General features: G+C 60.3%; 8 protein-coding genes. 5 read left to right on the top strand and 3 right to left on the bottom strand.

The genetic code is table 11. The features are described from left to right. Window positions 1–5: 5 nt before the first annotated feature. Window positions 6–314 carry a PsiF family protein gene (locus J4D25_RS11955; RefSeq protein ID WP_057712202.1) on the top strand — a complete coding sequence of 103 codons (309 nt, stop codon included), beginning with the start codon at window positions 6–8 and terminating at the stop codon, window positions 312–314. A 249-nt stretch (window positions 315–563) separates the two neighbouring features. Further along, on the top strand, window positions 564–1,577 hold the full coding sequence (locus J4D25_RS11950) for an AI-2E family transporter (protein ID WP_056725372.1): 1,014 nt from the start codon (window positions 564–566) through the stop codon (window positions 1,575–1,577). A 124-nt stretch (window positions 1,578–1,701) separates the two neighbouring features. Here J4D25_RS11950 and J4D25_RS11945 read toward each other — a convergent pair whose 3' ends face one another. Then, entirely contained in the window at window positions 1,702–2,976 is a 1,275-nt protein-coding gene (locus J4D25_RS11945) for an Hsp70 family protein (RefSeq protein WP_057712201.1), read from the bottom strand. A gap of 298 nt (window positions 2,977–3,274) precedes the next feature. On the opposite strand from J4D25_RS11945, the gene J4D25_RS11940 reads away from it, so the two are divergent. Beyond that, window positions 3,275–4,222, top strand: coding sequence for a DnaJ C-terminal domain-containing protein (locus J4D25_RS11940; protein ID WP_057712200.1), 948 nt, complete (start codon window positions 3,275–3,277; stop codon window positions 4,220–4,222). A 27-nt stretch (window positions 4,223–4,249) separates the two neighbouring features. After that, entirely contained in the window at window positions 4,250–4,555 is a 306-nt protein-coding gene (locus J4D25_RS11935; protein WP_057712199.1) for a chaperone modulator CbpM, read from the top strand. Between the two features lie 21 nt (window positions 4,556–4,576). On the opposite strand, the gene J4D25_RS11930 is transcribed toward J4D25_RS11935, so the two are convergent. Beyond that, entirely contained in the window at window positions 4,577–5,704 is a 1,128-nt protein-coding gene (locus J4D25_RS11930) for a sensor histidine kinase KdpD (RefSeq protein ID WP_057712198.1), read from the bottom strand. A 246-nt stretch (window positions 5,705–5,950) separates the two neighbouring features. On the opposite strand from J4D25_RS11930, the gene J4D25_RS11925 reads away from it, so the two are divergent. After that, the gene (locus J4D25_RS11925; protein WP_057712197.1) at window positions 5,951–11,209 is read left to right on the top strand and encodes an NEL-type E3 ubiquitin ligase domain-containing protein; all 5,259 of its coding nucleotides are present in this window, start codon (window positions 5,951–5,953) and stop codon (window positions 11,207–11,209) included. Between the two features lie 66 nt (window positions 11,210–11,275). Here J4D25_RS11925 and ureC read toward each other — a convergent pair whose 3' ends face one another. Further along, window positions 11,276–12,976: an urease subunit alpha gene (ureC, locus tag J4D25_RS11920; RefSeq protein WP_057712196.1), complete on the bottom strand. Its 1,701-nt coding sequence runs from the start codon at window positions 12,974–12,976 to the stop codon at window positions 11,276–11,278. Window positions 12,977–13,002 lie beyond the last annotated feature (26 nt).

Below are 13,002 nucleotides of genomic sequence, written 5' to 3'. Positions count from 1 at the left end.
ACTCCATGAAGATAATGCGTGCCCCTTTGTTGATGATCGGTTTGCTGCTCTGTTCCCAAAGCTTCGCCGCCACAGACCAACAGAACAAGATGACCACCTGCAACGCCGAGGCGACTGCAAAAACCCTCAAGGGCGATGAGCGCAAAGCCTTCATGAGCAATTGCCTCAAGGCCACCCCGGCGGCCAACGGTGCCGGCAAAGCCTTGACCCCACAGCAAGAGAAGATGAAGACCTGTAACGCCGACGCCGCCACCAAAGCCCTCAAGGGTGACGAGCGCAAGGCATTCATGAGTGATTGCCTGAAGAAGAAATAAGATCGGCTCAAGGACAGTGGTGGCTGTGCTGGCTCCATCGCGAGCAGGCTCGCTCCCACATTTGTCCGGTGTACTCAGTTCCACTGTGGGAGCGAGCTTGCTCCGGGCGGCGCTCCGACGATGGGGCCGCAGAAGGCGCTGCAAGAAATCCTGAACCACCACTAAGGTCGCCCCACACAATCCCTAGTGCTCGCACCGGATCGCTGGCAGACTGCCAATCCTTTTTACGCCGTTCGTTTTTGAGGCTGTATGCCAACGTTTTCTCAGCGTCAAGTCTTGCTGGTCATCAGCTGGGTCATCATTTTTGGCGGACTGCTGCTGGTCCTGCCGCTGCGGTTGCTGCCCAGCCTGCTCGCCGGGTTGCTCGTGTTCGAACTGGTCAACATGCTCACCCCGCAACTGCAACGGCTGATCGAAGGCCGGCGTGCGCGCTGGCTGGCGGTGGCGTTGCTGGGGACTCTGATTGTCAGCGTGCTGTCGCTGATCTTTGCCGGTGCCTTCAGCTTCCTGCTGCACGAGGCGGAAAACCCCGGCGCGTCCCTCGACAAGTTCATGGGAGTGGTCGACCGTGCGCGCGGGCAATTGCCGCCGTTCATCGACGCCTATCTGCCGGCCAGTGCCGCGGAGTTCCGCGTGGCGATTGGCGAATGGGTCAGCAAACACCTCAGTGATTTGCAACTGGTGGGCAAGGACGCGGCACACATGTTCGTGACCTTGCTGATCGGCATGGTGCTGGGGGCGATCATTGCCTTGCAGCGCGTGCCGGACCTGACCAAGCGCAAACCGCTGGCCGCGGCGTTGTTCGAACGTCTGCACCTGCTGGTCCAGGCGTTTCGCAACATCGTGTTCGCTCAAATCAAGATTTCCCTGCTCAACACCGTCTTCACCGGGATTTTCCTGGCGGTGATCTTGCCGATGTTCGGTATCAAGCTGCCGCTGACCAAAACCCTGATCGTGCTGACGTTCCTGCTCGGCCTGCTGCCGGTGATCGGCAACCTGATGTCGAACACCCTGATCACTATCGTCGGTTTGTCGTTGTCGATCTGGGTCGCTGTGGCGGCGCTGGGTTACCTGATTGTTATCCACAAGCTCGAATACTTCCTCAACGCGCGCATTGTCGGCGGGCAGATCAGTGCCAAGTCGTGGGAGTTGCTGCTGGCGATGCTGGTGTTCGAGGCCGCGTTCGGCCTGCCGGGGGTGGTGGCGGGGCCGATTTACTACGCGTATCTCAAGAGTGAGTTGAAGCAGGTGGGGATGGTTTGATCCGCTGGATCTTTGTTGGCTGATCTGGCCCCATCGCGAGCAAGCTCGCTCCCACAATGGACCTGTGCTCGCAGGACTAATGTGGGAGCGAGCTTGCTCGCGATAGAGGCACCTCGGTTCTGGATCAGTCCATAGAGCCGTAACGCTTGGCCGCTTCAATCGCCAGACCGCTACCGATACTGCCAAAGATGTTCCCTTCCACATGCCGTGCATTCGGCAACATCGCCGAAACACTGTTGCGCAGCGCCGGAATCCCGCTCGAGCCGCCGGTGAAAAACACCGTATCGACCTGATCGACCCGCACATCGGCGTCTGCCAGCAGTTGGGTGACGCTGTTGCGCACCCGCTCCAGCAAGCTCTCGATGGCTGACTCGAACAGCGCACGGCTCAGGTCCACGCTCAAGCCCGCTTCAATGCGATCCAGCGGCACGTGGCGATTGTCGGCGTGGGTCAGCTGGATCTTGGTTTCTTCCACTTCCATGGCCAGCCAGTGTCCGGCGCGCTGTTCGATCAACTTGAACAGGCGATCGATGCCGCCGGTGTCCTCGATGTCATAGCGCATGCTGCCCAGGGCCAGTTGCGACTTTTGCGAGTACACCGAGTTGATGGTGTGCCAGGTCGCCAGGTTCATGTGGTGACTGGTCGGCATGTAGGCGCCGCTCTTCATGCGGCTGCCGTAGCCGAACAGCGGCATCAGGCCTTGCAGGCTCAGCTGTTTGTCGAAGTCGGTTCCGCCGATGTGCACACCGCCGGTGGCGAGGATGTCCTCGTGGCGGTTATCCACACCCCGACGCTCCGGCGACAGGCGCACCAGCGAGAAGTCTGATGTACCACCGCCGATGTCCACAATCAGGACAAGCTCTTCTTTCTCGATGGTCGACTCGTAGTCGAACGCGGCGGCAATCGGTTCGTACTGGAACGAGACTTCCTTGAAGCCGATCTTGCGCGCCACGTCTACCAGGGTGTCTTCGGCTTCCTTGTCGGCCATCGGGTCATCGTCGACGAAGAACACTGGCCGACCCAGTACCACCTCTTCGAATTCCCGACCAGCGGCGGCTTCGGCGCGGCTCTTGAGTTGACCGATGAACAGCCCGAGCAGGTCCTTGAACGGCATCGCCGTGCCCAGGACGCTGGTGTCGTGCTTGATCAGCTTGGAACCCAGCAGGCTCTTGAGCGAGCGCATCAGGCGGCCTTCGTAGCCTTCCAGGTACTCGTGCAGCGCCAGCCGGCCGTACACCGGGCGACGTTCTTCGATGTTGAAGAAGACCACCGACGGCAGGGTGATCTTGTCGTCCTCCAGCGCGATCAGCGTTTCCACGCCGGGGCGCAGCCAGCCGACAGTGGAGTTGGACGTGCCAAAGTCGATACCCAAGGCACGGGCTGGAGATGCGTTGTTCATGTCTTTCAGGTTCCGGTTAAAAAACGGCCGCGCAGTGTATGTCAGAGCGCGCCAGATTCGAAGGCCGGTTATCTGCTAATTCTTCGCAGACAATGCCTTGAAAGATGGGGCATCCCCCCCAAACTACCCTGCATCAACCGGACAGCCGCGGGAGTGCTCGCAAGAAGCCCCGCCTGCTGCCGATAAACTTCTGCTGCGCCACCCGGTCACAAACTTGAGATCGGTCAAACCAATGGCTGCAAACAAGCGCATGCTGTGGCCTGTGGCGCGATTCTGATAACGGATGGTGATTCCCTCGATGGACTTCAAAGACTATTACAAGATTCTCGGTGTGGAGCCGACCGCAGACGACAAGGCGATCAAGGCCGCCTATCGCAAGCTGGCGCGCAAATACCACCCCGACGTCAGCAAGGAAAAGGATGCCGAGTCCAGGTTCAAGGATGCCTCGGAAGCCTATGAAGCGCTGAAAAGCGCCGACAAACGTGCCGAATATGATGACTTGCGTCGCTATGGCCAGCACGGCCAACCGTTCCAGGGACCTCCGGGCTGGCAGAGCCGTGGTGGCTTCGGTGGCGGTGGCCAGGACACGGGCGATTTCTCGGACTTCTTCAGTTCGATCTTCGGTAACCGTGGGCCAGGTTTTGGTGGTGGTGGACAGTCGCGTCGCAGCACCGGACGTCGAGGGCAGGACGTGGAAATGGAGCTTGGGGTCTTTCTCGAAGAAACGCTGTCGACCGAGTCGAAGAAGGTGACCTTCCAGGTACCTCAGTACAACGCGGCCGGCCAGCATGTGAGCAACACCAGCAAAAGCCTGAACGTGAAGATTCCGGCCGGTGTGAGCGACGGTGAGCGCATTCGCCTCAAGGGGCAGGGTGCTCCGGGCGTGGGTGGCGGGGCCAATGGCGACCTGTACCTGACGATCCGTTTTGCGCCGCACCCGAAGTTCGACGTCGAAGGCGAGAACCTGATCATCACCTTGCCACTGGCACCGTGGGAGCTGGCGCTGGGCGCCGAAGTCGCCGTGCCGACCCTGACCGGCAAGATCAACCTCAAGGTCCCGGCCGGCAGCCAGAACGGTCAGCGCATGCGCGCCAAGGGCCATGGTCTGATGAACAAGGCCGGTGAGCGCGGTTACCTGTTCGTGCAGTTGAAGGCTGTGATGCCGAAGAAATCCGACGATGACATCAAGGCCCTGTGGCAGGAGCTGGCGAAAAAAGCCGCGTTCGACCCGCGAGAGCATTTCTGATCCCTTGGAACCGAGGAGTCACTGACTATGAGCAGTCCCCTGATCGTTCAACTGGACATGGCCGAATTCTGTGAGGCGACCGAGTTGTCGGACGTCTACGTGATCGAAATCGTCGAGCACGGCATCCTCGAACCTCAGGGTGCTCAGCCCAAGGACTGGGTTTTCAACGACTACGAGCTGACCCTGGCCAAGCGCGCCGCCAAGCTGCGGCGCGATCTGGACCTGGAATGGGAAGGCGTCGCCCTGGCGTTGGACCTGCTTGAAGAAGTCCAGCAATTGCGGGCCGAGAACCGCATGCTCAAGCAGCGATTGGGGCGCTTGGTGGTCGAATGATTTCCAACAAGCACAAAAGCATCAGACCTTTCTGGGCAACTCCACGGTAAACGTCGTGCCATCAAGCTCATGGGAGCTGACTTCAATTGTCCCCTCATGGGCGTCGACCACTTCCTTGACGATAAACAACCCCAACCCAAGGCTGGTAGTAGGCTCGCCGAGCCCTTCACTGGCGCTGCGCACCAGCGGGTCGAAAATGGTCGGGATCGCATCGGAGGGGATCGGGGCTCCGTCGTTGTGCACTGTCAGTCGGACACTGTCGATCTCCCCCTTGAGAGTCAACTTCACCTCGCGTTTGCTTGAACCATGCTGCAAGGCATTGCCGATCAGGTTCTGCAGCATCTGATCGAGCCGGCGCTGGTCCCAGGTGCCACGTGTGTCACCCTGTACATCCAGGGTCGGTTCGCATTCCGGTTGACCGGCACTGGCCCGGGCAATCGCTTCGCGCGCCGCTTCGGCCAGGTCCATGGGCGCCGGCTCGATCGGCAGACGCTTGCCCAGGCGGCTGCGCACCAGTTCAAGCAAGTCCCCGACCATCACCGCCAGGTGCCCGGTACTGCGCTGGATATTGACCGCGCACTTGAGCGCATCACCTTCGAGCACGGCTTTGCGCAGCAGTAGTTCGGTGGACATGCTCACCGCCTGCAGGGGCGCGCGCAGGTCGTGGCCGAGGATCGCCAGAAAAATGTCCCGAGAGCGATTGACCTGCTCGGCATAAGTGGCCGTGGACTCCGCCAGGGCTTCGTCGATGGCTTCGTTGAAGCGGATCATGTCCTGGAAGTAGGCCAGGTCAGGCGATTGCAGGCTGTTGACCCACAGGCGGATGACACAGGCGCGCAAGTGACGGAACTCACTGGTCATTTGCACCAGATCAAAACCCACGGTATGGCGCAGTTCGCCGTGGCTGGCACCGGCCACGTCGAGGCTGGGGGTTTTCTCCGGTCCTTCGCCGCGCGACTTGGCCGCCTGTTCGGCAGGTGTCTGGGGCTTGCACATGTCCCGCGCCGAGGCCAGCAGGATCGACCGGGCATGGTCGCGCAAGGCAGCGCTGTCCATGGTTTCGGCGGCCGGGGTGATGGTCATGGCGAACTGCTCCCACTCATCGACGATGCGATCAACATGTAACACGATGAATTCGGAAAGACGCATGGCGGTTACCTGAGCAAATCGGGGACAGCGATTCGAATAGTAGTCCCTTTGCCGGAAAAAACACGACCGCTCATGCAGCGGCATAACCGCAGGCATTTCTGGTGGTACATATCTATCGATGGCTCCTTGATTTTCGAACCTTGCGGGCCTTTTTTCAGCCTTGGCCCAACAGTAATTTGGACTTTTGTTTCAGGCGCGGGTGGATAAGTCTGTTAGCTCCAACCCAGCCATCAAGGTGAAAAAACAGTGTCTGATTTGCATGGAAGCAACTCGCTGGAAACGCCCGCCCCAAACAACGGCGTTCATTACGAGCGTGTACTGGGCGCCATACCCGACGCGATAAAAAAGGCGTCGATGTCGAGAATGAAAACCCTCGAAACACTAAGGCCCGAGATCCCCGAGTGGTACAGCGCTGCACGGGAAATCGACCGTCAATACCTGAAGGAGTTGATTGAAGAGCAGGGACGCTTGCAAGGCACTCTGGACAAGACCCTGGGCAACTTGCAACACGACATCAATGCCTTCGCCAAACCGCTGCTCAGTGCGTCGATGCAGGCGAACTTCAATACTGTGGAGAACTTCGACGCACTCAGCGTGCAACTTGAAGTACCCAATAAAATTGCCTTTGTCATTGATACCGGGGCCAGTCGCGTTCGACAGTCCACGTTGCTGGAAGCGGCGTTGCACAATTTCGAGGAGGCAGAAACTACTGAAGACGCCTGGCGCAGCAGCTCCGGTATCTATCGCAAGGATGAGCGCGGCAGCCTTGCGCTTGAGCCCGCGATTTCCTTGCCCAGGTTTGCATCGATGTGCCGCAGCCTCGACATTGGCGGACAGTACCAGCGGCATATCAAATCCATCCTGCTGCCGACGACAGCTGAAGCACGACGCGCCTTGCAGGACGAGTCGGTGGCCAGTGAAAAAGCCGCTTTCCAGGTGGCGTCACTGGTCGCCCGATTGAAAGGCGATATCAGCGACCATGCCTACGGCAAACTCGGGCAGATACGCGAGAGCCAGGCCGATACCACGCTGTACGACCGGCCGCTGCATGGTCATCGATTGTCGCTGATGGGCTTTCGCTTGACGGGCATCGTGCTGTTCAGTGCCGTCAGCGATCCGTCGCAGATCAAGCAGGCGATCGATGCCTTGACCCCCGACTCAGTGAAATTCTGGAGCGAATGGTCGCAGCGCCTCTCGATATTGCCTGGTGCGGAGTACGAGCGGTTCAAATTACTGCAGGCGTTTTTCGCCAATGGGCCGCAGGGGCTCAACGATGAGCTTTTGCGCCGCGACGACATCTACCATCAGAGTCGTTTGTCCGGCCACGTGATCGCCTATGTACCGGATGATCCGCAACATCCGCTCAAGGAATACCCTTCGCTGGCCGCGTTCATGAAAACCCTGATCGGTCAGTTGCGAGACACGCAATACCAGGCGTTTTTCAGCCGGTTCGTGGCGCAAAAGGACAAGGGGCTGTTTTTCAGCCGGGTCAACGAACGTCTGAAGACGTTTACCTGGCAGCAACGCGAGCCATTGGACATGGGGCCATGGTGGCGTGAAACGGCGGTCGAGAATCCCGATGCAGAACCCGTTACCAATCAGATCACGGGCGACCTGTGGGTGACATTGTTCGTTGAACGCCGCGACAAGGCCATCGTCGATGCCCGACGCATCGCGGTGCCGACCGGCGACGAGGACGCCAGCGCCCGCTTCAAGCGCCTGACCAGTTACCTGAACATTGGCTGGAACCTGTTCAATTTCGCCGCGATGCTGGTGCCCGGTCTGGGCGAAGCGATGCTGGGCATCATGATTGCGCAGATGCTCGCCGAGGTTGCCGAAGGCATCGAAGACTGGAGCAAAGGCGACAAGGAAGAGGCCTCTGCCTATTTCAATGGCGTGCTGATCAACTTTGCGCAGTTGGCGCTCATGGGCGCCGGTCACGGGTTGCCAGGCGGCCAGCTGACGCCGATCAAGGTCTCGCCCTTTGTCGAAGGGCTCAAGCCTGTGGAGGTCGCCGGCAAGCAGCGTTTGTGGAATCCGGACCTGACGTCATATCAACAATCGGTCACCTTGCCCAGGGATGGCGTCGTCGGTGAAAAAGGCTTGTACCGGCACCAGGATCAGGACCTGCTGCATCTCGACGACAAATGCTACGAAGTCAAACAGGACCCGAACACTGGCCAGCATCGCCTGCAACACCCCTCGCGAGCCGATGCCTATCAGCCCTTGCTGGAGCACAACGGCACCGGCCTGTGGAAAACTGAACTCGATCAACCGCTGGAATGGGATCGGCGTCAATTGCTCCAGCGTCTGGGCGCCTCGGTGGATGGGTTCAGCGATGAAACACTGGAGCAGATCCTGACCGTCAGTGGCGTTAACGAAAATGCGTTGCGCCGGCTCCACGTGGAGCACGAAACCCCACCCGCGCTGCTGACCGATACCCTCAAGCGCTTCAAGGCGTACGCCGACGCCGAAGCTTGCGCAGAGCAGATCCTGGCCGACCGGGTCGGCCAGGAGTGGGCCGATCTTGCCGTGCGCTTCATGACTGAGTTGCCGGGCTGGCCCGAGGGCAAGGCCATCGAAGTGTTCCAGGGGCCGGGCCTGTCGGGGGCGGCGTTCAAGGAAGGCTATGCCGGCGCGTTGCCCGCCGATACCTTGCAGATGACCTGGCAGGATTTGCTCGCCGGTGCGCTGCCTGCACGTGTGGTCGGGTTCCTGGATGAACAGGCCCTTCGCGAGATGCTGGGGCAGTGGTTTTCCGGAGACAAAACGGCGCGCACCAAGGCCTTGCGCGATCGCCTGGCCGAGCAGGCGCGGGGCAGCAAAAGGCGTTTGTTCGACAAGTTGTACGAGCGTCGGGAGCGTGCAGACGATCCCCGTGTGAGCTTGCTCAAGGGGCACGAGTCGTCGCTTTCGACCAGTGTGGCGCAAGCGCTTGTGGAACACGCACACCCCTCGGACCTGCAACATTGGGCCGAGAAACAGCGCGTGCCCTTGAGGTTGTCCCAACAGGCCTTCGAAGCGGCGGACCAGCTGCGAGTGGCGCGAGCGTATGAAGGCCTGTACCTCGGCGAACTGCACAACACCGACACCGAGCGTCTGGAGCTGCACTCACTGGCAGCCCTGCCGGGCTGGCCCTCGGACCTGCGCCTGGAAATCCGTGAACGTTCTTTTTCAGGGACGCTGCTAGACAGCCTCGGCCCGCAGGACGCGCCCATCCGCAGAGTGTTGATCCAGAGTTCGGATCTCCGATATGAAGCACGGGACGCGGGCGATCAACACCTGCACGGGTTGGACAATCTGTATGCCGCCGTGCTGCACGCATTGCCCGACTCCCAGCGTGTCGCCCTGGGTTTTGAAATTCATGACGCGGCAGGCCTTGAGCAGGCAGTAAAGACAAAGCCACTGGATCGAGCTGTGCTCGAGCCGATCCTGCGCGACAACCCGGTGCTCAAACCGTCCTACGACCCGACCGTCATGCGCTTGCGCGGCGGCATGCCGGGTTATGCGCAACAGGTCCCGCGCGGCATGGGGTTGCGCCGGCGGGCTCGCTCGCTGTATCCGGCCTTCACCCCGGAGGAAATCGAAACGCTGTTGACCGGGTTCAGCCAGAACGGTGGTTCGGTCCATGAAGGCCTGGCCGCGCTGGAGGCCGAGCTCAATCAGTTGAACCGCGCCATGCAACGCTGGATGAACTCGCCGACCGAGTCCTTTCGTTTTAGCCCGGCGGGCGTGGCGCAGTGGCATGCGCGAAACAACATCTACAAAGCGCTCAGGCAATGCTGGCAGCGCACCGGGCCGGAGGGCATCGAGGCTTCCGGTATCATGCGGCCCCAAGCGTTGAAACTGGACAACATTCCCAAGTTGAGCCAGCTGCTTGAAACCCTGCCGAGGCTCGAGGCCAACTTCGATCATGTCACCAGCCTGAGCCTACGCGGTGGGCAGTTGCGTTCCGGGAACATGTCGTTCCTCGACTCGTTCCATCAGGTGCGCTACCTCAATCTGCAAGACAATCTGCTGACGGCCATTCCGCAAGGGCTGAAGGACATGCGTCATCTCACCGACCTGTTCCTCAACGACAACCGCATTGAGATGGATGTGCTGGCGGTGGATCGCCTGAAGAATCTGACACGCTTGAGGTCGTTGGGGCTGCGCGGCAACCCGCTGAAGCTCATTCCTGATGTCAGCCGGATGCCGCATTTGCAGGTGCTGATACTGAGTGACGCCGGTCTGGACAGTTGGCCTGTCGGACTGTTTTCCCAATCGCGGCCTCGCAGTATTTTCATTGATCTGAGCCGCAATCCGATCAACCGGATACCGGAAGTCGCACCCGGATCGTTTCGCGCCGAGTTGCTGGCGCGCACGGTGATCAGCCGGGGGCCGCACTGGATCTCGCCGGAAAACCTCGACATCCTCAAGTCTTACATCGAGTCGGTCGGCATGGATCCGGAGCGTCCTTATCCACCTCGCGGTGTGCTCGACAGTTCGGAATGGGCGGCGGGCATGACCGAGCGGCAATGGCAGGAAAAACAGGAAGTCTGGAACGCCGTCGAGGATGAATTCGATTCGGTGCCGTTTTTCAACGAAGTCCGCAAACTCACCCAATCCGCCGACTTCAAGGCCGGCGATACCTATCAGTCGGAACTGACGGCCAAGGTCTGGCGCATGCTTGAGGCCATGGCCAGCGACACTGAACTGCGCATCAAGTTGTTCAACGAAGCCGCAACCCCCACCGAATGCGTGGATGGCGGGACGCAACTGTTCAATGCCATGGGCGTGCAGGTGATGGTTCACGAGGCCTACGCCCTCGTGCGCGCGGATCTGATCGAGACGCAATTGCTTGAGCTGGCCCTGGGGAAATCCCGGCTCGATGAACTCGGCGCCATCGCCCGTCACCGGGTGTCTGAGCGATTGGCGAAGGGAGAACAGTTCCGTCGGACCGGTGCCGATGGCGAAGTGACCGGCACTATCGATGAAGTGGAAGTACACCTGGCCTACATGACCGATCTGGCGCAGCGCCTGGATTTGCCGTGGCAGGCACGGGGCATGCAGTTTCGCAGCATCGCCGAGGTCAGCAAAGAGATGATCGAGGCAGCGCTCCAGCGGATCAAGGCGCTGGAGGAGGGTGATCTGCTGATCGACCGGGTCTTTGAGCAACCGCTCTGGAAGTCCTGGCTGGAGTCGACTTACCGCGAGGAATTGAATGGCTTGAAACGCCGGATCGACGCCACCACCGATTTGCAGGACGCGTTGCAGCGCAGGGCTGAAGGTACGCGGCTCACCACCGAGGAAAAGGCTGCAGTGGAGTTGGAAATCAAGGGGCTGTGCAGCGAATTGGACAAACCTGAAACTGACTTTGCGGATGGCCGGCTGATGACTGAAGAGGCGTATGGTCAAGCCTTGAATGACATCGACCGACAGATCACGCAGCAGCTGAAAAACCTGACCCAAGAAGCGATGACGCGGGCCAGGCTGGACCGGCTGCGGATTGGGGCCGATCAATAGTCACGGAAAAAACAAAGGCCTCGACACCCAGGGTGCGAGGCCTTTGTGTGGGGTGCAACAAACGGCTCAGAACAGGAAGTAACGCTGGGCCATCGGCAAGGTTTGCGCTGGCTCACACCACAGCAACACACCGTCGGCCTTGACCTGATAGGTCTGCGAATCGACGTCGATGTTCGGCAGGTAGTCGTTGTGGATCAGGTCGGTTTTCTGCACGTCGCGACAACCTTTGACCACCGCGATTTTCTTTTTCAAACCCAGGGCTTCGGGCAAGCCTGCATCCTGCGCCGCCTGGCTGATGAAGGTCAGGCTGGTGGCGTGCAGCGAACCTCCGTAGCTGGCGAACATCGGGCGGTAGTGCACCGGTTGTGGCGTCGGGATCGAGGCATTGGCGTCGCCCATCAGGCTGGCCGCGATGGCGCCGCCCTTGAGAATCAGCGTCGGTTTCACGCCAAAAAACGCCGGGCGCCAGAGCACCAGGTCGGCCCATTTACCCACTTCGACCGAGCCCACTTCATGGCTGATGCCGTGGGTGATCGCCGGGTTGATGGTGTACTTGGCGATGTAGCGTTTGGCTCGGAAGTTGTCGTTGCCTGCACCATCGCCGGGTAGCGGCCCGCGTTGTCTTTTCATCTTGTCGGCAGTCTGCCAGGTGCGGGTGATGACTTCGCCGACCCGCCCCATGGCCTGGCTGTCTGAGCTGATCATCGAGAACGCACCGAGGTCGTGGAGGATGTCTTCGGCGGCAATCGTCTCGCGGCGGATTCGGCTTTCGGCGAAGGCCACATCCTCGGCAATGCTCGGGTCAAGGTGATGGCAGACCATCAGCATGTCCAGGTGTTCATCAATGGTGTTGCGGGTGAACGGCCGGGTCGGGTTGGTGGAGCTTGGCAGCACGTTGGCAAGACCGCAGGCCTTGATGATGTCCGGCGCGTGACCGCCACCGGCACCTTCGGTGTGATAGGTGTGAATGGTGCGGCCCTTGAAGGCGGCAATGGTGGTCTCGACGAAGCCGGATTCGTTGAGGGTGTCGGTGTGGATCGCCACCTGCACGTCGAACCGGTCGGCCACGCTCAGGCAGTTGTCGATACTCGCCGGCGTGGTGCCCCAGTCCTCATGCAACTTGAGGCCGATGGCGCCGGCGTTGACCTGTTCGATTAACGGTTCGGGCAGGCTGGCGTTACCTTTGCCGGTGAGGCCGATGTTCATCGGGAAGGCATCGGCGGCCTGGAGCATGCGCGCCAGGTGCCACGGTCCGGAGGTGCATGTGGTCGCATTGGTGCCGGTGGCCGGTCCGGTGCCGCCACCGATCATGGTGGTGACGCCGCTCATCAATGCCTCTTCGATCTGCTGCGGGCAAATGAAGTGGATATGGGTGTCGATGCCGCCGGCGGTGAGGATCATGCCTTCGCCAGCGATGACTTCGGTGCTGGCGCCGATGGCGATGGTCACGTTCGGTTGCACGTCCGGATTGCCCGCCTTGCCTATGCCGGCGACCCGTCCGTCCTTGAGGCCGACGTCAGCTTTGACGATGCCCCAGTGATCGATGATCAGTGCGTTGGTAATCACCGTGTCGACCACTTCGGCGGCGAGCAGCTGGCTTTGGCCCTGGCCGTCGCGGATGACTTTGCCGCCGCCAAATTTCACTTCTTCGCCGTAGGTGGTGAAGTCCTGTTCCACTTCGATCCACAACTCGGTGTCGGCCAGGCGCACCTTGTCGCCGACGGTGGGACCGAACATGTCGGCGTAGGCTTGACGGGAAATCTTCATGTGTTCGCCTTGAGATTCAATTGAAT

This window comes from Pseudomonas sp. GW456-L13, assembly GCF_017350115.1.
In the GTDB taxonomy this organism is placed as follows: Bacteria; Pseudomonadota; Gammaproteobacteria; order Pseudomonadales; family Pseudomonadaceae; genus Aquipseudomonas; species Aquipseudomonas jessenii.
This window is presented reverse-complemented; position numbering and strand designations above follow the sequence as displayed.